The 22356-nt window shown below is 70.1% G+C and carries 19 protein-coding genes and 3 tRNA genes; 8 read left to right on the plus strand and 14 right to left on the minus strand.

Annotated elements, in window-relative coordinates; all coding sequences use genetic code 11:
- Nucleotides 1–73: 73 nt before the first annotated feature.
- The 5 genes from N7E59_RS04335 to N7E59_RS04355 all read right to left on the minus strand — a co-directional run bounded on the left by N7E59_RS04335 (nucleotide 74) and on the right by N7E59_RS04355 (nucleotide 4971).
- Nucleotides 74–715, minus strand: a complete 642-nt coding sequence (locus tag N7E59_RS04335; protein ID WP_261623677.1) for an ATP-dependent Clp protease proteolytic subunit — start codon at nucleotides 713–715, stop codon at nucleotides 74–76.
- A gap of 50 nt (nucleotides 716–765) precedes the next feature.
- The gene (locus N7E59_RS04340; protein WP_261623678.1) at nucleotides 766–1374 is read right to left on the minus strand and encodes an ATP-dependent Clp protease proteolytic subunit; all 609 of its coding nucleotides are present in this window, start codon (nucleotides 1372–1374) and stop codon (nucleotides 766–768) included.
- A 207-nt stretch (nucleotides 1375–1581) separates the two neighbouring features.
- A complete protein-coding gene (tig, locus tag N7E59_RS04345) occupies nucleotides 1582–3054 on the minus strand; it encodes a trigger factor (RefSeq protein WP_261623679.1) in 1473 nt (490 codons plus the stop codon).
- 61 nt (nucleotides 3055–3115) lie between these two features.
- A tRNA-Pro gene (locus tag N7E59_RS04350) sits at nucleotides 3116–3189 on the minus strand.
- Nucleotides 3190–3291: 102 nt separating this feature from the next.
- Complete coding sequence (locus N7E59_RS04355; RefSeq protein WP_261623680.1) at nucleotides 3292–4971, minus strand: AbgT family transporter; 1680 nt, start codon at nucleotides 4969–4971, stop codon at nucleotides 3292–3294.
- A gap of 279 nt (nucleotides 4972–5250) precedes the next feature.
- On the opposite strand from N7E59_RS04355, the gene N7E59_RS04360 reads away from it, so the two are divergent.
- From N7E59_RS04360 to N7E59_RS04385, 6 genes are all read left to right on the plus strand, one after another.
- Nucleotides 5251–5323, plus strand: a tRNA-Lys gene (locus N7E59_RS04360).
- A gap of 128 nt (nucleotides 5324–5451) precedes the next feature.
- Nucleotides 5452–5919 carry a thioredoxin-dependent thiol peroxidase gene (gene bcp, locus N7E59_RS04365; protein WP_261623681.1) on the plus strand — a complete coding sequence of 156 codons (468 nt, stop codon included), beginning with the start codon at nucleotides 5452–5454 and terminating at the stop codon, nucleotides 5917–5919.
- Between the two features lie 74 nt (nucleotides 5920–5993).
- Nucleotides 5994–6077: transfer RNA gene (locus N7E59_RS04370), tRNA-Leu, on the plus strand.
- 30 nt (nucleotides 6078–6107) lie between these two features.
- Entirely contained in the window at nucleotides 6108–7757 is a 1650-nt protein-coding gene (locus N7E59_RS04375; protein ID WP_261623682.1) for an ABC transporter substrate-binding protein, read from the plus strand.
- 169 nt (nucleotides 7758–7926) lie between these two features.
- Nucleotides 7927–9420 carry a malate:quinone oxidoreductase gene (locus N7E59_RS04380; RefSeq protein ID WP_390905003.1) on the plus strand — a complete coding sequence of 498 codons (1494 nt, stop codon included), beginning with the start codon at nucleotides 7927–7929 and terminating at the stop codon, nucleotides 9418–9420.
- Nucleotides 9421–9427: 7 nt separating this feature from the next.
- The gene (locus tag N7E59_RS04385) at nucleotides 9428–10222 is read left to right on the plus strand and encodes an alpha/beta fold hydrolase (protein ID WP_261623683.1); all 795 of its coding nucleotides are present in this window, start codon (nucleotides 9428–9430) and stop codon (nucleotides 10220–10222) included.
- On the opposite strand, the gene N7E59_RS04390 is transcribed toward N7E59_RS04385, so the two are convergent.
- Both N7E59_RS04390 and N7E59_RS04395 read right to left on the minus strand, forming a co-directional pair.
- Nucleotides 10212–13376 (minus strand): AAA family ATPase, encoded by a 3165-nt coding sequence (locus N7E59_RS04390; protein ID WP_261623684.1) that lies wholly within the window; start codon nucleotides 13374–13376, stop codon nucleotides 10212–10214. The genes N7E59_RS04385 and N7E59_RS04390 overlap by 11 nt on opposite strands.
- The gene (locus N7E59_RS04395) at nucleotides 13373–14668 is read right to left on the minus strand and encodes an exonuclease SbcCD subunit D (RefSeq protein WP_261623685.1); all 1296 of its coding nucleotides are present in this window, start codon (nucleotides 14666–14668) and stop codon (nucleotides 13373–13375) included. The genes N7E59_RS04390 and N7E59_RS04395 overlap by 4 nt, the downstream gene beginning before the upstream one ends.
- A 65-nt stretch (nucleotides 14669–14733) precedes the next feature.
- On the opposite strand from N7E59_RS04395, the gene N7E59_RS04400 reads away from it, so the two are divergent.
- Nucleotides 14734–15570, plus strand: a complete 837-nt coding sequence (locus N7E59_RS04400) for a hypothetical protein (RefSeq protein ID WP_261623686.1) — start codon at nucleotides 14734–14736, stop codon at nucleotides 15568–15570.
- Here N7E59_RS04400 and N7E59_RS04405 read toward each other — a convergent pair.
- From N7E59_RS04405 to clpS, 7 genes are read right to left on the minus strand one after another with little or no spacing between them, the layout of a single operon-like run.
- Nucleotides 15551–16633 (minus strand): exonuclease domain-containing protein, encoded by a 1083-nt coding sequence (locus N7E59_RS04405; protein WP_261623687.1) that lies wholly within the window; start codon nucleotides 16631–16633, stop codon nucleotides 15551–15553. The two genes, N7E59_RS04400 and N7E59_RS04405, sit on opposite strands and share 20 nt — an antisense overlap.
- Nucleotides 16634–16647: 14 nt before the next feature.
- Complete coding sequence (gene rdgB, locus N7E59_RS04410) at nucleotides 16648–17313, minus strand: RdgB/HAM1 family non-canonical purine NTP pyrophosphatase (protein WP_261623688.1); 666 nt, start codon at nucleotides 17311–17313, stop codon at nucleotides 16648–16650.
- Nucleotides 17310–18065, minus strand: a complete 756-nt coding sequence (gene rph / locus N7E59_RS04415) for a ribonuclease PH (protein ID WP_261623689.1) — start codon at nucleotides 18063–18065, stop codon at nucleotides 17310–17312. Before rph ends, rdgB begins: the two co-directional genes overlap by 4 nt.
- 1 nt (nucleotide 18066) lies before the next feature.
- Entirely contained in the window at nucleotides 18067–18915 is an 849-nt protein-coding gene (locus tag N7E59_RS04420; protein WP_261623690.1) for an MBL fold metallo-hydrolase, read from the minus strand.
- Nucleotides 18906–19877, minus strand: coding sequence for a glutamate racemase (gene murI, locus N7E59_RS04425; RefSeq protein ID WP_390905006.1), 972 nt, complete (start codon nucleotides 19875–19877; stop codon nucleotides 18906–18908). The genes N7E59_RS04420 and murI overlap by 10 nt, the downstream gene beginning before the upstream one ends.
- Before the next feature lie 5 nt (nucleotides 19878–19882).
- A complete protein-coding gene (locus tag N7E59_RS04430; protein WP_261623692.1) occupies nucleotides 19883–20554 on the minus strand; it encodes a DUF2017 domain-containing protein in 672 nt (223 codons plus the stop codon).
- 3 nt (nucleotides 20555–20557) lie between these two features.
- The gene (gene clpS, locus N7E59_RS04435) at nucleotides 20558–20866 is read right to left on the minus strand and encodes an ATP-dependent Clp protease adapter ClpS (protein ID WP_261623693.1); all 309 of its coding nucleotides are present in this window, start codon (nucleotides 20864–20866) and stop codon (nucleotides 20558–20560) included.
- 110 nt (nucleotides 20867–20976) lie between these two features.
- Here clpS and N7E59_RS04440 point away from each other — a divergent pair, with 110 nt between their 5' ends.
- The gene (locus N7E59_RS04440) at nucleotides 20977–22263 is read left to right on the plus strand and encodes a nicotinate phosphoribosyltransferase (protein ID WP_390905007.1); all 1287 of its coding nucleotides are present in this window, start codon (nucleotides 20977–20979) and stop codon (nucleotides 22261–22263) included.
- The last annotated feature ends 93 nt before the right edge of the window (nucleotides 22264–22356 follow it).

The raw sequence follows: 22356 nt of genomic DNA on the forward strand, positions 1-22356 counted from the left end.
GAGGTGTGACACGACCGCGGCGCCGACCCCCGATGTCTCCGACGTCGGCGCCGCCCATCATGTCGGGGAGCGCTCAGACCGGCAGCTTGCGGGAGCTCAGCACCTCGTCGACGAGCCCGTACTCCTCGGACTGCGCCGCGGACAGGAACTTGTCCCGGTCGATGTCATCGCTGATCTCCTGCGGCGTCTTCTTCGTGTGCTCGGCCAGGATCTGCTCCATCCACTGGCGGATCCGCAGCACCTCGTCGGCCTGGATCTGCAGATCGGTCGCGGTGCCGCGCGTGCCGCCCATGGCCGGCTGGTGGATGAGCACCCGCGCGTTGGGCAGGGCCAGCCGCTTGCCCGGAGTGCCCGCCGCCAGCAGGACGGCGGCGGCCGAGGCCGCCTGACCGAGGCAGACCGTCTGCACATGGGGACGGATGAACTGCATCGTGTCGTAGATGGCGGTCATCGCGGTGAAGGAGCCGCCCGGAGAGTTGATGTAGAGCGTGATGTCCCGCTCCGAGTCCATCGACTCCAGCACCAGCAGCTGGGCCATGATGTCGTCGGCCGACGCGTCGTCCACCTGGCTGCCGAGGAAGACGATGCGGTCCTCGAACAGCTTCGCGTAGGGGTCCTGACGCTTGAAGCCGTACGGCGTGCGCTCCTCGAACTGCGGCAGGATGTAGCGGGCCGAAGGCATCTCCGGCGCGGTCTGGGAGGGGTCGAAATGCATGGATTCAGCTCCTGTGGTCCTGTTGGCGTCGTCTCGCTGCCCGGTCGTCATCAGACTCCGCCGCCGCCCGAGACGGCGGAGGAGCGCTCAGCGATCTTGTCGAAGAAGCCGTACTCGAGGCCGTCCTCGGCGGTGAACCACTTGTCGCGGGCGTTGTCGTTCAGGATGGTCTCCAGGCTCTGGCCGGTCTGCTCGGCGGTCAGCTCCGCCATGACCTGCTTCATGTGCTGGATCAGCTGGGCCTGGATGCGCACGTCCGACTCCGTGCCGCCGATGCCGCCCGAGGGCTGGTGCATCAGGATGCGGGCGTGCGGGGTCGCGAAGCGCTTGCCGGGAGTCCCGGAGGAGAGCAGGAACTGCCCCATCGACGCTGCCAGACCGGTCGCCACGGTCACGACGTCGTTCGGGATGAACTTCATCGTGTCGTAGATCGCCATACCGGCGGTCACCGAGCCGCCCGGCGAGTTGATGTACAGGTAGATGTCCTGCTCGGGGTCCTCGGCGGAGAGCAGCAGCATCTGGGAGCAGATGGCGTTGGCGTTGTCGTCCCGGACCTCCGAGCCCAGCCATATGATCCGCTCCTTGAGGAGCCTGTTGTAGATGTAGTCCTCGCGCGAGGCCGGATCGACCGTCGTCATGGTGGGCTGGCTGTGCGTCATGGATGTTCCTCCACTCACGTGTACTGAAGGTCCTCGGTTCTGTCACGACACTACTGGGCGGCGGCGCGCGGATCGGAGCGACGCGGACGCTGTTCGCTGTTGGCGCAGGGTCCGAGGATCCCGTGCTGACCACCCTGCTGCGACGACGGCGGGCCGGGACCGCAGTGTGCGATCCCGGCCCGCCGTCGTCGGATCACCGACAGGTGATCACTTGGTCTGGTCGGACTCCTCGTCCGGAGTCTCGGCCTCGGCCATCTCGGCCTCCTGGGTCTCCAGGGGGTCGCTCTCGGAGTCCTCGGAGCCTGCGGGCCCCTGCTCCTCGGCGCCCTCGGCGTCCCCGGCGCCCTCGGCGTCCCCGGCGTCCTCAGCGTCCTCGTCCTGCTCACCCTGAGGAGTGACGAAGCTGGAGAGGTCGACCTCGGCGCCCTCGGTGTCCTTCACCACCGCGAGCTCGAGGACCTTCGCCAGGGCCTTGCGGCGCCGCACCTCACCCATGATCATCGGCACCTGACCGGCCTGGTCGAGCATCTGGGCGAACTGGTTCGGCTCCATGCCGTACTGGGAGGCGGTGGAGACGATGTACTCGATCAGCTCGCTCTGGTCGACGCCGATCTCCTCACGGTCCGCCACCAGGTCCAGCACGATCTCGTTGCGGAAGGCCTGACGGGTCTGCTCCTCGATCTCGGAGCGGTGCTCGTCGGTGTCGTGGTCGTCGCCGGAGCTGTGGTCGCCCTGGGAGAAGTGCTGCTCCACCTGAGACTCCACGACCGACTCGGGGACCGGCACCTCGACCAGGCTCAGGAGCTCCTCGAGGACCTTGTCGCGGGCCTCGACGCCCTGCTCGACGACGACCTCCTCCTCCGCCTTGGTGCGCAGGTCCGCCATCAGCTCCTCGGCGGTGTCGAACTCGGAGGCCATCTGGGCGAACTCATCGTCGGCCTCGGGCAGCTCCCGCTCCTTCACACCCTGCAGGGTGATCCTGACCGAGGCCTGCTCGCCGGAGTGCTCGCCGCCGCTGAGGGTGGTGTCGAAGGTGGCGTCCTCCCCGGCCGAGAGGCCCTCGAGGGCCTCGTCGATGCCCTCCAGCATGGTGCCCGCGCCGACCTGGTAGGACAGGCCGTCGGCAGAGTCCACCGTCTCGCCGTCGATGGTGGCGACCAGGTCGATGGAGACGAAGTCGTCCTTCTGGGCGGGCCGCTCGACGTCGACCAGGGTGCCGAACCGTCCGCGCAGCTCGTCCAGCTGCTTCTGAACGGCCTCGTCGTCGGCGCTGCGCGCCTCGACCTCCACCTCGAGTCCGGAGTACTCGGGCAGCTCGACCTCGGGCTTGATGTCCAGCTCGCCGGAGAAGCGCAGCACGCCCTCGTCGGTCTTGGGATCCGGGATCTCGTCGACCTCGACCTCCGGACGGGAGAGCGGCTCGATCTCCGCCTCGGCCAGACCCTGCTGGTAGAACTCCTGGAGACCGTCGTTGATGGCGGTCTGGATGACGTACTCGCGACCGATGCGCTGGTCGATGATCGGTGCCGGCACCTTGCCCTTGCGGAAGCCGGGCACCTGAACCTGCTCCGCGATGGACTTGTAGGCGGCCCTGATCTTCGGCTCCAGCTCCTCGGAGGACACCTCGACCGTGAGCTTCACTCGGGTCGGGTTCAGATTTTCGACGGTGCTCTTGACCACGTAGGGCTCCTGGATAGGGATGATCGGATCTTTCGTGCCGCGGGCCGGCGGACGGCCGCAGTCGGGGTGACAGGATTTGAACCTGCGACCTCACGCTCCCAAAGCGCGCGCGCTGCCAAACTGCGCCACACCCCGCTCCGGCATCCCTCGGGACACCGGCTCATGCCGCACGGCACGGACTGACCCACGATACCGTGAGCCCGGCTCCGCCGACGAATCACACCGCCGCAGGGCCGATCACGGCTCGTAGGTCACCGGAGAGTTCGGTCCCAGCGGGAGGTCCAGCCACATCCACCCCATGGTCATCGCCGTCCACGCCAGGACGAAGGCGATGGAGTAGGGCAGCATCGTGGCGATCATCGAGCCGATCCCGATCCGCCGGTCATACTTCTGCGCGACCGCGATGATCAGCGCGAAGTAGGTCAGCAGCGGCGACAGGATGTTCGTGGAGGAGTCGGCCACGCGGTAGGCGGCCTGGGTGAACTCCGGCGAGATGCCCAGGTGCATCATGATCGGCACCATGATCGGCGCCAGCATGGCCCACTTCGCCGAGGCGGAGCCGACGAAGAGGTTCACCACCGACACGAAGAGGATCAGTGCCAGCACCAGGGGGACGCCGGTGAGGTTGATCGAGTCGAGGAACTCCGCGCCGAAGACCGAGACCAGCAGGCCCAGGTTGGACTCGTCGAAGTAGGCGATGAACTGTCCCGCGGTGAAGGCCAGGACCAGGAACACGGCCATGCCCGCCAGAGTCTTGGAGAGCTGGTCGACCACGTCGGTGTCGTTGCGCACCACCTTCGTGACGATTCCGTAGACCAGTCCCGGGACGAAGAACGCGATGATGATGATCACCACCAGCGAGTCCATGAACGGCGACTGCACGACGTCGCCGTCCTCGCCGCGGAGCATGGCGTCCTCCGGGACGATCAGCAGCGCCAGCAGGGCGGAGGTCACCACCAGGGCGATTCCGGCCGCGACCAGTCCCCGCCTCTCGATCCGAGTGATGGCGACGTCCTCGTCCTCGGCGCTGATCACGCCCTCGCCCTTCCAGGCTCCCAGCCGCGGCTCGACGATGAAGTGGCTGACCAGCGTGCCGACGATGGTCAGGAGGAATGTCGAGGCGATGATGAACCAGTAGTTCATCGCCAGGTTCATCCCTTCGGCGTACGTCGAATCCACGGTTGCGGCGGCTTCGATGGTCAGCTCACCGAGCATCACGTCGGTCCCCGAGAGCAGCAGGTTGGCGCTGAAGCCGGCGGAGACCCCGGCGAACGCGGCGGCGATCCCGGCCAGCGGGTGACGCCCCAGCGCGATGAAGAGGATGGCGGCCAGCGGCGGCAGGACCACGTAGCCGGCGTCGGAGGCGACCGACGACATGATGCCGGCGAAGACGATGCCGGTGGTCACCAGCAGCTTGGGCACCGAGAGGATGAACGAACGCAGCAGGGTGCCGATCAGTCCGGACTGTTCGGCCATGCCGATGCCCAGCATGGTCGCCAGGACGACTCCCAGCGGCGCGAAGTTGATGAAGTTGTCCACTGCAGAGGTGAACATCCACTCCACGCCCTCGGCGGAGAGCAGGTTGAAGACCTCGATCTGCTCGCCCTCCACCGGGTCCTGGGCGGTGACTCCCAGCTGGGAGAGCAGCCAGGAGAGGCCGACGACCAACAGCGCCAGCAGGGCGAAGAGGGTCGCCGGGTGGGGAAGCTTGTTGCCGGCGAACTCGACGCCGTCGAGGAACGACTGGAAGATCCCGCGTCGACCTCGGCGGCGTCCTCCGGGCTGCTCCCCCGTCGTCGCGTCGTGGTCGGCCGCGTCGTGGTCGGCCGCGTCGTGGTCGGCGTCGTGGGCCACGTGCTCGTCGCGCGGCTGCCCGTCGACGTCTTCGCGGCTCTGTCCCTCTGGTCTCATGCTCATCTCAGCGGTGCTCTCCGGGGAAGGATCTCGGGTGCCGGATGCACCTCCTGGGCGGGCGTCTCCGCCCGTGGACGTCGTCGGCCCCGAGAGGTGCTCGGGGAGTCTACGTCAGAGTCGATCGTCATCGGGGACGGATATGAACTCCACCACACTCCCCCGCTCAGGAGGCCCGAGAATTTTGTGGCCGGGTGGGGCGGTGCTAGAGTTTCATGTCGTTGCGCCGACGGCGCGGCGGATGCCGCATGCGGGATTCCGAGGATTCCGTCCGTGCGCGCAGGCGGGCCTCTAGCTCAACTGGCAGAGCACTTGACTCTTAATCAATAGGTTCCGGGTTCGAGTCCCGGGGGGCCCACTCCTCAGTCGAGACCCCGTCATCCCCACCGGATGGCGGGGTCTCGTCGTACTCCGCGGTCCGCACCTGCGCCCGACGCCCCTCTAGAGTGGACACCTGTACCGGCACCGACCCAGGAGCACACCACCATGAACGCACGACTCGAGCCCGGCTACGCCGCCCCCGACTTCAGCCTGCAGGACGCCTCCGGCGACGAGGTCTCGCTGAGCGGTCTCCGCGGCCGCCGCGTCATCGTGTACTTCTACCCCAAGGCCTCCACCCCCGGCTGCACCACCCAGGCCTGCGACTTCCGCGACTCCCTCGAGTCGCTGCAGGGTGCGGGCTACACCGTGCTGGGGATCTCGCCCGACCCCGTGGCGAAGCTCGAGAAGTTCACGGAGGACGAGGGGCTCACCTTCCCGCTCCTCAGCGACGAGGACCACGCGGTCGCTGAAGCCTACGGCGCATGGGGCGAGAAGAAGAACTACGGCAGGGTGACCGAGGGGCTGATCCGTTCCACCGTCGTCGTCGACGAGGACGGAGCCGTCGCCCTGGCCCAGTACAACGTCAAGGCGACCGGCCACGTCGCCAGGCTGCGGGACAAGCTCGGCGTCTGAGCGCCGGACACCGACGGGCCGACACCGACCCCTGCTGTAGACTGATGGGCCGCGCCGCCGTGGGGCGGTCGCCCGCGGGCGTGGCGGAATCGGTAGACGCGCTGGATTTAGGTTCCAGTGTCTTTGACGTGCGGGTTCAAGTCCCGCCGCCCGCACCAGAGTCACCCGGCCCCGGCGCAGGAGCAGCGATGAGCGAACCGATGACCCGCAGGACGGTGCTCGGTGCGGCGTCCGTGGCGGGGATCGGCGGAGTCGCAGCTCTGCATCGGTTCACCGCGCAGGACGGTCCGGCCTCCCCGGGGGAGCAGGACCTCGTCTCCGAGGACCGGTCCTCCGACGACGAACCTCTGGTCATCGCCGGGGTCTCCGCCCCGGTCTCGCTGGACCCGGCCCTCTCGGTCGACACCGAGACCGAACGGATCTGCCGTCAGATCTTCGAGACCCTCCTCGGCGTCGACGGGGACACCGGCGGGACCTCTCCCCTTCTGGCCGAGGAGTGGGACTCCTCCGACGACGGCCTGCGATACACCTTCACCCTCCGCGCAGGAGTGACCTTCCACGACGGCGCCGCCCTGGACGCCGAGGCCGTGGTCGCCAACGTCGAACGGTGGGGCCGCCTCGACGAGCTCTACGGCAGCGGCAACATGCGGCGCTCCCCCACCCCCGCGTTCGTCTCGGTGTTCGGCGGATTCTTCGGCGACGACTCCTGCATGCTCGAATCCGTCGAGGCGGAGGACGAGAACACCGTCACGCTGACCCTGAGCGAACCCATCGTCCACCTGCCTCAGGCGCTGACGCTGCCCGCCTTCGGAATAGCCTCCCCCCAGGTGCTCTCCGATGCCGATCCCGGACTGGTCTCTCGCCGCCCGACCGGGTCGGGAGCCTACCGGCTGGTGCAGAGCGAAGAGGCCGACATCACCCTGAAGGCCTTCGACGACTATTGGGGCCCAGCTCCGGAGGTCGGCACGGTCACCGTGCGGTCGCTCCCGCGGTCCTTCGACAGGCTGCGGGAGCTGCGCCGCGGGCAGCTCGACGTCTACGACTACATCACCGCCGACAACCTCCGCCCGCTGGTCCAGTCCGGCCGGCTGATCCTGCAGCGGGACCCCTTCTCCGTGCTGTACGTCGGCTTCAACATGGACCACCCGGTGATGGAAGATCTGCGGGTGCGCCAGGCCGCCGCGCACGCCGTGGACCGCACCGCACTCATCGAGCGGTTCTTCCTCGACGGCACGCGCACCGCCCACCAGTTCACCCCTCCGGCCCTGAGCGTCCAGTCGGACTCGGTGGAGCGCTTCGGCTATGACCGGACCGAGGCGGAGGAGCTCCTCGAAGAGGCCGGATACGACGGCGAGCCGCTTCCCTTCTATTACCCCATGCATGCCACGCGCAGCTACCTGCCGCAGCCGGAGGCGGTGTACGCCGCCGTCGCCGCGGACCTCACCGCCGCCGGATTCGTGCTGAGTCCCCGGCCGGTGGCCTGGGAGGACGACTATGTGGACACCATGCTCCGCGACGAGGACCGAGCGATGCACCTTCTGGGCCGCAACGGCGGCTACCGATCCGCCCATTCGTTCCTGGGTCCGCTCTTCGGCCGCAGGACCGACGAGTTCCACTACGACTCCGAAGAGGTCCGAGACCTGCTGGTCGAGGCGCGCGGCATGTCCTCCGAGGACCGACGTCGCGAGACCTACCGGGAGATCGCGGACCTGGTCTCCGAGGACCTGCCGGCGCTGCCTCTGGCCTACCCCATCTCCGGCCTCGCCCTGGGCCGTGAGGTCTCCGACTATCCGATGTCACCGGTGCTGCACGAACTGTTCCGGGACATCCGCCGCTGACCCGCCGCCCCGGGGGGATCCGGGAAGGTCCGCCACGCCCTGCGGTCCCGCTTGCTGCGGCGGCTGCTGAGATTTCGGGGCCCATCATCGGCCCAGGTAGAGTCTGCACGTGGCCGCGCCCCATCCGGCACGGCCGCCTCACGATCGAGAACTAGGCAAGGAGATCCCTGTGGCCGACTCATCCTCGAGCACCGGCGACCGGTACGACGTCGTCCTCATCGGCGGCGGCATCATGTCGGCCACGCTGGGCGCGATGCTGAAGGAACTCGAGCCCGACTGGTCGATCGCGCTCTTCGAGACCCTCGACCAGGCCGGCGAAGAGTCCTCCGACCCCTGGAACAACGCCGGCACCGGCCACGCGGCGCTCTGCGAGCTCAACTACACCCCCCGCGGAGCGGACGGCTCGATCTCGACCGGCAAGGCCCAGGGGATCAATGAGCAGTTCCACGTCTCCCGCCAGCTCTGGTCGCACTGGGTGGACAGGAAGACCGTCGGCGCACCGCGCAGCTTCATCAACGCCCTGCCGCACATCTCCTTCGTGTGGGGCGAGAAGAACGTCGCCTATCTCCGAGACCGCTACGAGGCGATGCGGGCGCAGCCCCTGTTCGCCGACATCGAGCACTCCGAAGACGTCGACACCATCGCCGGATGGGCGCCCCTGCTGGCTGAGGGACGGGACCGGAGCCAGCCGGTGGCGGCCTCCAAGTTCGACACCGGCACCGACGTCGACTTCGGCGCGCTGACCCGACAGCTGATCCGTCATCTCGGAGAGACCGGCACCGACCTGCACTTCAACCATCAGGTCTCGGGCATGCGCCGCGGCGGGGACGGCCGCTGGGACGTCTCGGTGAAGAACAAGTCCACCGGTGAGAAGCGGCGCGTCGCCGCACGGTTCGTCTTCGTGGGCGCCGGTGGGGGTGCACTGAGCCTGCTGCAGTCCTCCGGCATCGAGCAGATCCGAGGGTTCGGCGGCTTCCCCGTCTCCGGGAAGTTCCTGCGCACCACGGATCCTGCGGTGGCCCAGCGGCACCACGCCAAGGTGTACGGACTCGCCTCGGTGGGAGCGCCGCCCATGTCGGTCCCTCATCTGGACACCCGATTCGTCGAGGGGCGCAGGACTCTGATGTTCGGCCCCTACGCCGGCTTCTCCACGAACTTCCTCAAGAACGGTTCCCTGACCGACCTCCCGTTCTCCGTGCGTCCGCACAACCTTCTGCCGATGATGCAGGTCGGCGCCTCCAACACCGACCTGGTGACCTACCTGGTCAAGGAGGTCACCAAGTCTCAGAAGCAGAAGATGGGGGCTCTGCACGACTTCTACCCGGAGGCCTCAGCCGACGACTGGGAGATGATCACCGCCGGTCAGCGGGTCCAGGTGATGAAGAAGGATGAGCGGGGCCGGGGCGTGCTGCAGTTCGGCACCGAACTGATCACCGGCGCCGACGGCACCATCGCCGGCCTGTTGGGCGCCTCGCCCGGCGCCTCGACGGCGCCGTCGATCATGCTGAAGCTCCTCGAGCGGTGCTTCCCCGCCCAGGTCGTCGGGTGGCGCGGGCGGCTCCAGGAGATGATCCCCTCCTACGGCCACGCCCTCAACGACGAGCCGACTCTGCTCGATGAGGTCTCCGAGGCCACCCGCCGGTCGCTGCAGCTCGACGTCTGAGACGACCATGTCGTCGGCACAGACCGTCGCGGCCGCGCCCCGTCCGGACCGCACGGTGCGCACCGAGGGCGGACTGACCCTCCACACCTGGGCGCACAGGAGTGCTGAACCCGATCCGGTGCTGCTGGTGCACGGGTTCGGCTCCTCCACCCTCTACAACTGGGTGAAGACCGGGTGGGTCGCGGCCCTGCTCCGGGCGGGACGCACCGTGGTCTCGGCCGATCTGCCCGGCCACGGCGAATCCGCCGACGTCGACCCGCGCGGGATGCGCACCCGTGACATCGTCGCGGATCTGACCGAGCAGCTGGAGCGGCGAGGGCCTGCCGAGGTCCACGGATACTCGCTGGGCTCACGACTGTCCTGGGAGCTCGCGGCCGGCCGTCCCGACCTAGTGGCCTCCCTGGTGGTGGGCGGGGCTCCGAGCACCGACAGGCTCGGCGACCTCGACACGTCCCAGGCCCGCCGCTGGTACCGCACCGGTGACCTGCCGGATCACGAGATGACGCGGGCGGTGGTCCCGACCGCCGCCGCGCTGCCCGGTCAGCACGTGCCCCATGCGGTGGAGCTTCTGCTCAGCCTCGCCGAGGATCCCTACGACCCCACGGCCGCAGTGCCTCGGGTGCCCACCCTGGTGGTCGCCGGGGAGAAGGACGTCATCGCCGCCGACGCCGCCGGCCTCCGCGACCTTGTGCGGAAGGCCGGCGCGGAGTCGGAGTACGTCTCGGTGCCGGGCCGCAACCACGTCAATGTGCTGACGTCACAGCACTACCGACGGGCCGTGATCGACTTCCTCAGCCGCTGAGCGGAAGCACGTGGCTGGTCGTCGAGCCGTGCGGGCCGCGGTGGATCCTCAGCTGTGTGGGAATGGCCCGATGCATCTCGGTGACATGGCTGACGACTCCGACCCGGCGTCCCTCTCCCTGGAGACGGTGCAGGGCGCCCATCACATGGTCGAGTGTCTCCTCGTCGAGGGAGCCGAAGCCCTCGTCCACGAAGAGGCTCTCGAGCCCGATGCCCCCGGACTCGGACTGCACGACCTCGGCGAGACCCAGCGCCATGGCCAGCGAAGCCATGAACGTCTCCCCGCCGGAGAGCGACGAGGTGGGGCGCTCGTCGTCGCTGTGCTCGTCGAGGACCTTCAGATCGAGCCCGAGGCGGCCCCGTCCGGTCTCGACGTCATCATGCCGAAGCCGGTACCTGCCGTCGGACATGGTGCGCAGGTGACGTGTGGCGGCCTCGGCGACGCGCTCCAGCCGAGCCGCCAGGACATAGCTGGTCAGCGTCATGCTCCGCATGTTGTCCGGGCCGGTCCCGCTGACCGTGGCGGCGAGCTCGGCCCGCAGGCGCTGATGGGCGGCGAGCTCCTCCTGCTCCCGCAGGGTCCCGCTCAGCTGGTCGGCCGCCCGGTCGAATCCGCCGCGCAGACTGTCGAAGGTGTGCAGCGCGAGGCGGTCGGCCTCGGCGGCCCGCCGGGCTGAGGCGAGGGCCTCCTGTGCGGCCGCGACGGAGTCCGCGCCGGGGTCGGAGACGCCGTCGTGCTCGTACCGCAGCGCCGTGGTGATCTCCGGCGTCCGAGCCTGATCCTCGAGCTGCTGGGAACGCCGGTCGAATCCGTCCCTGCGCCCGACTCTGAGGTCCAGGTCGTCGGGGGCCAGGCGTGCGGACTCGACCGCCTCGGCATCGGTGAACTCGGACTCCGCCAACCGTCGCTCGGCGGTCCGTTCGGCCTCCTGGTGCTGTGCCTGCGATTCGCGCAGGCGCTCATGGAGCTCCTGCGCCCGGACCAGGGTGAGCCGGAGCTGTTCCAGCGCATTCATCCGGGCCGCCACCGTCGGATGGGGGCCGCGCAGTCCGTGCAGGGTCTCGACGATCTGCACGGTCCTTCCCCTGGCGTCCTCCAGCTGACGGTCCAGGGTCTCAGCACTGTGCTCGGCGGTCAGTCGGCGCCGGTCGGCGGTGTGGAGCGCAGTACGACGCCCCTCCAGCAGTTCGCGGCGGCGCCTGCGCGCGGCACGTGAGGCCTCGACGTCTTCGGCGGCGGACTCGGCGGCCCGTACTGCTCGAGCCACGTCGTCGAGGTGAGAGCCCTCATCATCGGTCGAGCCATCGGTCAGGTCTTCGGTCAGGTCTTCGGTCGGGGCGTCGGGCAGGCTGTTCAGCTGCTCCTCGGCCTCCTCGACCCGGGCGCACAGCGCGTCGTGGTCGGCCTGGGCGCGGGCGAGTCGTCCGCGCGCGTCCTGATGTCGGGCTGAGGCGGCTTCGACGTCCTCCTCCGTGATCGGGTCGTCCCCGGACGGCGCCGGATCCGGATGCTCCGGGGAGCCGCACACCGGACACGGTGTGTCGGACTCCAGACCCGCGGAGAGCCGTGCGGCGACGCCGCGGAGATGACCTTCGAGCAGACGGCTGTGCTCCTGCGCCGCCGACCGGGCCTGCTCCGTGAGCGCGGCGCATCGGGTCTCGGCCTGATCGCGGGAGACGACGTCGTCGGCCCGCCTCTCGAGGATCTCGGCGCGACGACGCAGGCCGTCGATCCGCCGCCGGAGTGCGTGGAGCTCCTCCTCGAGGGGCGCATCGTCGAGGGCTTCGGCCTCGAGCTCGCGGATCTCCGTCCGGAGTCGCTCGACCTGATCGGCGGACTCGGCGGACGTCTTCCGAGCCGATTCCAGGTCGGCGCCGAACGACTCGATGCGACCCTCCAGCGACGTCCGCTCCGCCTCGAGCTCCTCGGCACGCTGTGCGCCGAGCCTGCCCCGCAGCTCGTGGAGGGCCGTCAGGGCGGCCTCGAGCCGCTCCCTGGCCGAAGACTGCTCGGGGACCTCGACGTCCTGCTGCGCGCCCAGAGATGCGTCGGCCTCTTCCAGCGTCGACTCCGCCTCCGTACGACGCCGTTCCTCCTGGTCTCCGAGACGACGGGCCTCGAGGAACCACCCGTGGAGCTCGTCGGCCCGTCGGTGTGCGGCGACGGCCGCACGATCACATTCGACCTCCGCGCGGCTGCGCTCATGCTCCTCGACCTGCAGCCGGTGCGCGGCCAGCGCCCGGAGGCTGCGGTGCTGGGTCGTGAGCTCCTGGAAGCGACGGTCCGCCGCCTCGGCGGCGGCATCGGTCCTCTCACGGCGACGGGTCAGACGCTCGGCGAGCTCCTCGACCTGATCCCGGAGCCGGGCGATGAGCACCGGCCCATCCTCATCCTCCTCACGGAGATCCTCCTCAGGCGTCGCGCGCCCTTCCCCGTGTCCCCCGTCGCCCTCATCGGCCGAGCCGTCGTCCTCCACGGGATCCAGCAGGTCGCCGGCGGCACCGCGCAGCACCGCTGTCTGCTCGGCGATCCGAGTGGCCAGCGCGTCGCTCCGCCGACGGAGATCCCTGGCGTCGTCGGTCAGCCGCAGCTGCAGCTCCTCGAACGTACGCGTGTCGAACAGCTTCTGGAGCACCTCCTGCTTCTCGCTGCTGTTGGCGTGGAGGAACTCTGCGAACTCGCCCTGAGGCAGGAGGATGACCTTGGTGAACTGCGCCGGAGACAGCGGAAGGAGGTCTCGCAGCTCCGCTCCCGCCCCCTGGATGTTGGCGCTGACGGGCAGCAGCTCCTCACCCTCGCGTCGGCTCAGAAGCAGCTTGGCGTTCTCGCGCACGGTCCCGGTTCCCCGCTTCTTCGGCCGGTCGAACACGGCCCGCCTGCGCACGTTCCACCGGACCTGGTCCAGCGTGAACTCGAGCTCCACCCAGGGCTCCCGCTCCGCGGGGGCGTGGCTGGACTTCAGTCCGGCGGTCGACCGCTGTCCGGGCACCACTCCGTAGAGGGCGAAGGTGATCGCATCGAGCACCGTGGTCTTGCCGGCCCCGGTGCGACCGTGGAGCAGGAACAGGCCGTCGGCGCCGAGGGCGTCGAAGTCGACCGTCTCGGTGTCTGGGAACGGCCCGAACGCCGTCATCCGCAGGGTGTGGAACCTCACGACGCCGCCTCCTGCCCCGCCCCGCCAGTCGTCGCCGCGTCAGTCGTCGCCGCATCCGAGGGGCGTCGGGCCGTCCCGGTGCTCCTCGCGGCACGCACCGACTCGAGCGTCTCAGCGATGATCACAGCCTCCTCCGGGTCCATCGCGCGCCCGCGCACGTGGTCCAGGAAGCCGCCCACGACGTCGGTCTCAGTGACGGCGCGCTCCACGGCGTGGGAATAGGTGCCCGTCTCCCGAGCGATCGTGCTGCGATGGCGGAACGTCGCCAGGTGGGGGAACGCCTCCCTGACCCGCTGGTGGGCACGCTCAGGCCGCTCATCGTCGGTGAGCGTGACCTGGACGAAGGACTCGGCATGCTCGGCGACGACGGAGGGATCCAGCACCTCGTCGATCCGCCCCTCCAAGGTCGCCAGCGGTCGACCCAGGGACCAGTCGACCGCGGAGACGGCCGGACCCGGCCCCATCCCGGAGAGGGTGTCCCCCAGCCAGGCACCTTTGGCCTGCCGGGCCTCCGAGAAGGAGAGTCGCAGCGGCGAACCGCTGTAGCGGACCGAGTCGGTCAGCCGCTGACGACCGTGCAGATGTCCCAGGGCGACATAGTCGAACCCGTCGAAGATCTCGAGGGGCACCACCGCGAGCCCGCCCGCAGTCTCCACGTCATGGTCCAGCTGGGCCCCCGCGGAGGCCTCGGCACCGATGATCCGCTCCGAATCCGAGGCGACGCCGCGGGCGGCGAACACGTGCGCCATGAGCATCGCCCTCGGCCTCGAGCCGTCGTCGCCGTCCTCGGACCGCTGCGCCAGGTCCCTGCGGATCCGACGGACCACCTCGGTCATCACCGCGGTGTGGTGCGCACGCTCCAGCCCGAGCATCGGTGCGCTCAGCGCCGGTTCGAGATACGGCACGCCGTAGACGAGGAGCGGGACGCCGTCGTCGTCGGTCAGCTCGACCGGCGTCCAGGCGTCCTCGAGACGGGTCCGCAGATGGAGCCCGGCCGCCGACATCAGCCCGGACCCGAAGCCCAGGCGTCGGGCCGAGTCGTGGTTGCCGGAGGTGACCACCACCTGCGCCCCGAGGCTCACCAGACGGGTCAGGCACTCTTCGAGCAGCAGGACTGCCCACTCCGGAGGCAGAGCGCGGTCGTAGACGTCCCCGGAGACCAGCACGAGGTCCACCTGCCGACGCTCGACCTCCGCGCAGACGGCCTCCACCGTCTCACGGTGCGACTCCTCCAGGGAGTGCCCGTGGAATCCCCGTCCCAGGTGCCAGTCCGATGTGTGCAGCCAACGCATGGTCCCACGCTATCCGGAGGCACTGACATGATCCCCGATCCGCACCGTCCCGATAGGGTGGGACGATGCCTCAGGACATCGTCGACGACGGACACCGCGACCGGCTGCTCATCCGGCGATTCCCCGCCCTGCTGCACGGGCTGCTGCCCGCCGACCACCTCCGCCGGGACGGCCTCGAGGAGTCGGAGGCCGCCGCAGCGCCGATCTCTGTGGACGCAGAGCTCCTCCACGCGCTCTGCACCGCCGATGGTCTCCTGGAGCTGCTCGACTGGTCGCGCCGCGGCGTCGGGGCAGATCCGCTGGCCTGCATGTGGCTGGGGTCGCTGCGGTGGTATCGCCTGGTGACGGGGGCGTCTCCGCCGCAGGCGCCGACACCCCCGCCGCGGGACCTGGACGCCTCCCTGGAGACGGGGCTCCGGAGCGGTGAGCTGACGCTGAGACCGGGAACCGGCGGACTCTCACGCTCGGGCCTGGCCACCGGTGAGATGGCGTACCCTAGCGCGCCGGCCCAGGCGGACGCCGAAGACCCGGACGCGCTGATCCGGGTGCTGCCGTTGGCCCTGGTGCCCTACGTCGAACTGCGGATGCTGCACGGCTGGGCGGATCAGACCGTCTGTCTGACCCAGGGCGGCGACCGGCTGCGCCGCAGGGCGGCCGTGCTCGTCGAGGAGCTGCATCATGTGGCCGGCGCGTCGGAGCGCACGGAGCGGGTCGTCACCGCCCTCGCCCGTCTCGGGGAGATCGCAGAGGATGGGGGGTACGCGCTGCGCGCGGTCCTGTCCCGCGTGGTGACAGCCCTGGATCGTGCGCTCGAGGGCGAGGTGCCCCGCGAGGAGGCGCTGCATCCTCGTCTGCGGGGCTTCGCCTCGGCCTGGCGGCAGATCACCGACGACGACCGGTGAGGGGCGTCGGTGACCGGACGACGCCGCCGTGCCGCACCGGCAGATCGTTCAGCACAGCGTCGAACGTCTCTTCGTCCATGACTCTGATCGGCTGACCCGCCGACCGGCGTCGCAGCGCCTCCGTGACCTTGCGGCTGCCCGGAGGGGGGTTCGGGCCGCGGTGCTCGATGTCGTCCGCGGTGAGGCCGTCCCCGATCACGATCACGGTCGTACCGGCTGTGACACGTGACGCCGTCCGTGCGCCCCGAGACGCGCAGAGCTGTTTGGCCCGCGGGCGGGGAACGGCCAGCGTCCCGGAGAAGACCACCTGCTCCCCGAAGAGCGGATGGTCGGGGTCGGCATCGGGGTTCGGCGGCGGATTGCGTCCCTCCTCCTGCCACCGCATGAGGTCCGGCAGCGACCACGGATCGACCGTCGGGTCCCGGGCGTCGAAGACCGGGCCGAGACGACGCACCTGACGCGTCGCCCGGGACTCACGGGACCTCGGCGCCGTCCATGGCGAGAGCTCCACCGCGTGGAGGGCCTCGGCGCGGAACGTGTCCTCCACCGATCGGGTGCCCAGTCGGGAGGCGACGTCCACGACGACGGCGGTGCACGCCCTGGCATCGGCCAGGGCGTGGTGGTGCGCGGTGAGCCGATGCCCGGCTTCGGCGGCGGCGTGAGGCAGCGCGTGGGAGGGCAGTCGGTACACTGCGCGGGCCAGCTGCACCGAGCACCAGGCGCGCAGTCCGGGCGCGTCGAGGCCGCTGACCTCCAAGGAGGATTCGAAGACCTCTACGTCGAAGGTCGCGTTGTGGGCGACGAGGTCGTCGCCGTCCAGGAAGTCCATCAGCTCGGGGAACAGCTGGTCGAACCTGGGCTCGGCGGCCACATGGTCGGCCTCGATGCCGTGGACGCCCACGTTCTGCGGATCGAACCGGTCGAAGCCGAGCGGAGGACGCATCAGGCGATAGAGGGAGTCGACCTCCACGCCGTCACGGACCCGCACGAGTCCGACGGAGCACGGAGAGCCGCGGAATCCGTTGGCGGTCTCGAAGTCGACGGCGGTGAAGTCCAGACCCATCTGCACTCCGAACCTCAGCGCCGACCGCCGGCCGGGCCCCTCCCGAGCAGGACCTCGACCACATCGTGGCGCAGGGCGAGGAACGCCGCAGCTCGGTGGGAGATCGCGTTCTTCTCCTCCATGGTCAGCTCCGCGCAGGACCGGTCGTACCCCTCGGGCCGCAGGATCGGATCGTATCCGAACCCGCCCTCACCGCGGGGCTCCTCCAGCAGGGTGCCCTCCAGACGGCCCAGGCGGGTGGTCTCGGTTCCGTCGGGGGTGACCAGTGAGGCGGCGCAGACGAAGGCGGCGGAGCGGTGATCCGGGCCCACCTCGGCCAGCTGCTCCAGCAGCAGGTCCAGGTTCCGGGAGTCCGAGGCCTCGACCCCGGCCCACCGGGCGGAGAAGATCCCCGGGGCGCCGCCCAGCACGTCCACGGCCAGTCCGGAGTCGTCGGCGACCGCGGGCAGACCGGTCCGGTCGACCACTGCGCGCGCCTTCAGCAGCGAGTTCTCGGTGAAGGTCACTCCGGTCTCCGGCACGGCGGCGCATCCCATCGATCCGGCGTCGACCACCGCGGCGTCGAGGCCCTCCGGGGTCCAACCGGCCGCGGTGAGGTCCGGATCCGCGCCGAGCAGGGCGCGGAGCTCCCGCACCTTCCCCGGGTTGTGGGTCGCCAGCACGAGCCGGGGTCCGCTCATCGGGCCAGCACCTCCTGCTGGATCTCGGTCAGTCGTGCGGTGCCGATCACTGCGAGGTCCAGGAGCGCGTCGAGCTCGTCGCGGCGGAACGGCACACCTTCAGCGGTGCCCTGCACCTCGACGAAGTCGCCGGAGCCGGTGGCCACCACGTTCATATCGGTCTCAGCGGTGGAGTCCTCGACGTAGGGCAGGTCCAGCACGGCCCGACCGTCGGGGAGGATGCCCACGGAGACGGCGGCCACGGAATCGGTGAGCACCTTCGACGGCCGAGGCACGTGCCCCTGCTCTCCGGCCCATGCGACGGCGTCCGCCAGGGCCACGTAGGCCCCGGTGATCGCGGCGGTCCGGGTTCCGCCGTCGGCCTGCAGGACGTCGCAGTCCAGGGTGATCATGTGCTCGCCGAGCGCCTCGGTGTCGACCACCGCACGCAGGGCCCGTCCGATCAGCCGGGAGATCTCGTGGGTCCGGCCGCCGATCTTGCCGCGGACGGACTCCCGGGCGGAGCGGGTGTCGGTGGCTCGGGGCAGCATGGCGTACTCGGCGGTGACCCAACCGGTTCCGCGCCCCTTCAGCCACCTCGGCACCGACCGTTCGAAGGAGGCGGTGCACAGCACCTTGGTGGCGCCGAACTCGATCAGCGCCGATCCTTCGGCGTGCGCCGACCATCCCCGGGTGATCCTCACCTCGCGCAGCTCGTCGACGGTGCGCCCGTCCTGCCGTGCGTACCCCTCGACGGCGGTGTCTGCGGTCATCTCAGCGATCGTCCTCTCGTCGTCCTTCGGCTTCGGCGGATGCGGCCCTCTCCTGAGGAGATCGGCCGACCCGATACGTGACCCCCGCGACGGCGACCGCGACGTCGCCGTCGAAGGCCTGCTTCGAGCGGCGCAGCAGCACCTGCTGCGAGGTCCAGACCGGGATGTGGGTGAGCAGGAGCCGGTCCACCTCGGCCCGCCGCGCCATCGTACCGGCCCGCTCTCCGGTCAGGTGCACCCCCTCGATGTGGTCGTCCCGACCGTCCTCGAAGGCGGCTTCGCACAGGAAGATGTCGGCCTCGCGCGCCGCGTCGACGAGCCCTTCGCACGCGTCGGTGTCGCCGGAGTAGGTGAGGACCCGGACGGCGCCGTCCTCGTCCCGCGCCTCCACCCGCAGGGCGTAGGCCTCGTCGATCGGGTGGCGCACGGGGAACGGAGTGATGGTGAACGGGCCGACGGTGACCGGGCGGTGCGGGGCCCAGGCCCGGAAGTCGAAGTCGGGGTGCATCCCCGGGTCCGCATCCATGCCGTAGGCGTGGGCGATCCGGTCGGCGGTGTCGGTCGGAGCCAGGACCGGCAGATGGATCCCGGGCCAGCCGCCGGGACGCCAACGGATCGCCACGTGGAGGCCGCACAGGTCCATGAAGTGGTCCGGGTGGAGATGCGTCAGGCACACCGCGTCGAGGTCCTCGAGCGCGATGTGCTGCTGGAGCCGGCCCAGGGAGCCGTTCCCCAGATCGAGGATGATCCGCCAGGTCCTGCCCTCGTGCTGTGCGGTCAGCAGATAGCAGGATGCCGGCGACTCAGGTCCCGGGAACGATCCGCTGCAGCCGATGATCGTCAGTTCCATCGTTGGTGTGACAGCCCCTCGTCGGTGGTCCGGCGGTCTGCTTCGGGTGCGGGCCCGGTGTCGACGACCCGCGGGATCAGGCCCGTGGGATATCTCTCGGTGACGTGTGCGATGTGCTCCACGGTGACGACCTCGGGCCCGAGGAAGCGCCGTGCCAACCGTTGGAATGATACGGCGTCTCCCGTGGAGAGGAAGGTGTTCGCCGCCTCCGCGCCCGTCGGGTCCGTCTCCGCGGCGGGGTCCCTGAGCAGCGAGTCCCGGGTCAGGGCTCGGAAGAGGTCCTTCGCCGTCTCCTCGGCGGAGGAGACGAGCGTGACCGCGTCCCCCATGACGTAGGACAGCACACCGGTCAGCAGCGGGTAGTGGGTGCAGCCCAGCACGAGGGTGTCGACGTCGGCCGCGCGCAGCACCGCCGTGTACTCCTCGGCCACGCGCAGCAGCTCGTCGGAGGCCGTGATGCCGCGCTCGACGAACTCCACGAACCGTGGGCACGGCGCGGAGGTGATGTCCAGGTGGGGTGCGGCGGCGAACGTGTCCTCGTAGGCGCGGGAGCTGACCGTGGCCTCGGTGGCGATGACGCCGATGCGGCCGTTCCGCGTGGCGGCCACCGCGCGGCGCACCGCCGGTTGGATGACTTCGACCACGGGGATGCCGCGGCGACGGGTGTACCGTTCCCGGGCGTCGCGCAGCACCGCCGCGGAGGCCGAGTTGCAGGCGATGACCAGGGCCTTGACCCCGGCGTCGACCAGCTCGTCCATCACCCCGAGGGCGTGGGCCCGCACCTTGGCGATGGGCAGCGGCCCGTAGGGGCCGTGGGCGGTGTCTCCGATGTAGACGATGGACTCGTGCGGCAGCTGGTCCAGCACGGCGCGTGCGACGGTGAGGCCGCCCACGCCGGAGTCGAAGATCCCGATGGGCGCGTCGACCGAGGGTGTGGGGCGGTGGGTGGGCGGAGGGGGCAGGGTCGTCACGTGTCGGAGCCCTCCTCCTCCGTGCCGTGCTCGGGGACGTACTCGAGCATGGCCTCGAAGAGGGACTCCTGGAGCCAGGTGATGAAGGTGTAGATCTCGGCCATGAACTGCTCGGAGTCGCCGACCCGTCCGGTGCCGGCGCGCCGATGCACCTGGGCGGCCGCCTCGTCGGAGTCGATCTCGAGCCGGGTCGCCAACGTCAGGCGCACCGTGTTGAGGGCACGCCCGAAGGCGGCGGCACCGGACTCGGGGATCGTCACCGGAGACGTCTCGAGCATCATGCGTGCCCCGCGCAGGTCCGCCAGCTGGGACTCTCGCAGGGAGGATTCGGTGAGGCGACGCAGCTGATCGGCCTCCTCCGGGTCCTCCGAGGCGTCGGGCAGCAGCCGCCGGACGACCGGGTCCGACGGGAGGGGCAGGGGCTCCTCGGAGTCGAGGCCGGCGAGTTCGGCCGAGAAGTGGGCGAAGAGCGCGTCGGCCTCGCCGCCGCTCCCCCGGGACGGTCGCCCTGAGTCCTCGGTGCCGTCGCCGCTGTCCCGCGAAGCTTCTCGGCCGCGGCGGGTGAGCAGCTCGGTGACGTCGCCGCACAGGGAGCTCAGCAGGCGTCGTTCGTGCTTCTGCAGGTCGGCTCGGTACCCGGACGATGCGGCGCGGAATGCTGTGGCCACGGATCAGGACTCCTCGAGGGTGCTCTGCAGCCCGTAGCGGTGCATCGCCGTGACGTCGCGTTCGGCCTGCTCGCGGTCCCCCTCGGAGACGACGGCGCGACCCTGCTCGTGGACCTGCATCATCAGTTCGTGGGCCCGTCGCTTCGAGTGGCCGAAGTGGGACCGGAAGACCCAGCTGACGTAGGACATCAGATTGACCGGGTCGTTCCAGACCACCACGCAGTAGGGGCGGTCCGGCCTCGCCTGCTCCGACGACTCGGTGGCGAACTCGGTCTGCTCCTGCGTGAGCGTCGATCCTGCCGCAGTGCTCATAGCCTCTATTCTACGCTGGGGCCATGACACGTTCATCCGCGCCGGACGCCTCCGGCACGACCTGTCCGACCGGCACGCCGGCCGTCGGCTCCGAGGCGGCGTCGACAGCGCTGCTGACCGACCACTACGAGCTGACCATGGTGGAGGCCGCCCTGCGCTCGGGAGCCGCACACCGCCGCTGCGTGTTCGAGGTCTTCGCCCGGCGTCTGCCGCAGGGACGGCGGTACGGAGTCGTCGGAGGCACGGGACGGCTGCTCGAAGGGCTGCGCAGCTTCCGGTTCGGGGCCGACGAGCTCGAGTGGCTGCACCGACGACGCGTGGTCGACGGCCCCACGCTGGACTTTCTGCGCGACTACCGGTTCCGCGGGGACATCACCGGTTACGCCGAGGGCGAGGTCTATATGCCGCACTCACCGGTGCTGCGCGTGGAGGCCACCTTCGCGGAGGCCTGCCTGCTGGAGACCTTCGTGCTCTCGGTGCTGAACCACGACTCGGCGATCGCCTCGGCGGGGTCACGGATGACGATGGCCGCCGAGTCGCGACCGTGCGTGGAGATGGGCTCCCGACGCACGCAGGAGATGAGCGCCACGGCGGCGGCGCGCGCGGCGGTGATGACCGGGTTCGCCGCGACCTCGAACCTCGAGGCGGGACGCCGGTGGTCGCTGCCCACGCTGGGCACCGCGGCCCACGCCTTCACCCTGCTGCACGACACCGAGGAGGAGGCGTTCCGCGCCCAGGTCGAGGCGTTCGGCCCGAAGACGTCCCTGCTCGTGGACACCTACGACGTGGACGAGGCCGTCCGCCGCGCCGTGCGGATCGCCGGCCCGGAGCTCGATGCGGTGCGCCTGGACTCCGGCGACCTCGTCGAGCAGGCCCACCACGTCCGAGGGCTGCTCGACTCGCTGGGGAACACGGACACCCGGATCATCGTCACCTCGGACCTCGACGAATACGCGATCTCACGTCTGCAGTCGGCCCCCGTGGACGCCTACGGAGTGGGCACCCAGCTCGTCACCGGATCGGGGGCGCCGACCGCGTCGATGGTGTACAAGCTGGTCGAGCGCGACGACGCCGACGGTCGGCCCGTCCACGTCGCCAAGCAGGCCGTCGGCAAGCGCAGCGTCGGCGGGGTGAAGCATCCTCTGCGCATGATCGGGGGCGACGGGCGCGCCGACACCGAGCTGATCGGGGTCGGCGAGGCCCCTCAGGCCCAGGACGAACCTCACCGCGAACTGATGGTGCCCCTGGTCACCGGCGGCAGGATCCACGAGGAGCACACCGGGGCGGAGGGTCTGCGCCGGGCCGCCGACCGGCACCGCCGCTCCACCGCTGAGCTGCCCGCCTCGGCACTGAGGCTGCAGCACGGCGAGCCCGTCCTGCCCACCATCTTCGTCTGATCCGTCGGGCGCGACCGCACGGGCCGACCTCCCGGTCCCTGCTGCCGGCCGTCCCGGCGCAGGTAGGCTCGTGGGTGAGGCGAGGCGCGGAGC

Source organism: Nesterenkonia marinintestina, from assembly GCF_025420485.1.
Taxonomy (GTDB): Bacteria; Actinomycetota; Actinomycetes; order Actinomycetales; family Micrococcaceae; genus Nesterenkonia; species Nesterenkonia marinintestina.

What these genes read in the sequence shown, in the direction of transcription:
- N7E59_RS04335 (WP_261623677.1), bottom strand. Translation starts at nt 715, where the DNA reads ATGCATTTCGACCCCTCCCAGACCGCGCCGGAGATGCCTTCGGCCCGC.
- N7E59_RS04340 (WP_261623678.1), bottom strand. Translation starts at nt 1,374, where the DNA reads ATGACGCACAGCCAGCCCACCATGACGACGGTCGATCCGGCCTCGCGC.
- N7E59_RS04355 (WP_261623680.1), bottom strand. Translation starts at nt 4,971, where the DNA reads ATGAGCATGAGACCAGAGGGACAGAGCCGCGAAGACGTCGACGGGCAG.
- bcp (WP_261623681.1), top strand. Translation starts at nt 5,452, where the DNA reads ATGAACGCACGACTCGAGCCCGGCTACGCCGCCCCCGACTTCAGCCTG.
- N7E59_RS04375 (WP_261623682.1), top strand. Translation starts at nt 6,108, where the DNA reads ATGAGCGAACCGATGACCCGCAGGACGGTGCTCGGTGCGGCGTCCGTG.
- N7E59_RS04385 (WP_261623683.1), top strand. Translation starts at nt 9,428, where the DNA reads ATGTCGTCGGCACAGACCGTCGCGGCCGCGCCCCGTCCGGACCGCACG.
- N7E59_RS04395 (WP_261623685.1), bottom strand. Translation starts at nt 14,668, where the DNA reads ATGCGTTGGCTGCACACATCGGACTGGCACCTGGGACGGGGATTCCAC.
- N7E59_RS04400 (WP_261623686.1), top strand. Translation starts at nt 14,734, where the DNA reads ATGCCTCAGGACATCGTCGACGACGGACACCGCGACCGGCTGCTCATC.
- N7E59_RS04405 (WP_261623687.1), bottom strand. Translation starts at nt 16,633, where the DNA reads ATGGGTCTGGACTTCACCGCCGTCGACTTCGAGACCGCCAACGGATTC.
- rdgB (WP_261623688.1), bottom strand. Translation starts at nt 17,313, where the DNA reads ATGAGCGGACCCCGGCTCGTGCTGGCGACCCACAACCCGGGGAAGGTG.
- rph (WP_261623689.1), bottom strand. Translation starts at nt 18,065, where the DNA reads ATGACCGCAGACACCGCCGTCGAGGGGTACGCACGGCAGGACGGGCGC.
- N7E59_RS04420 (WP_261623690.1), bottom strand. Translation starts at nt 18,915, where the DNA reads ATGGAACTGACGATCATCGGCTGCAGCGGATCGTTCCCGGGACCTGAG.
- clpS (WP_261623693.1), bottom strand. Translation starts at nt 20,866, where the DNA reads ATGAGCACTGCGGCAGGATCGACGCTCACGCAGGAGCAGACCGAGTTC.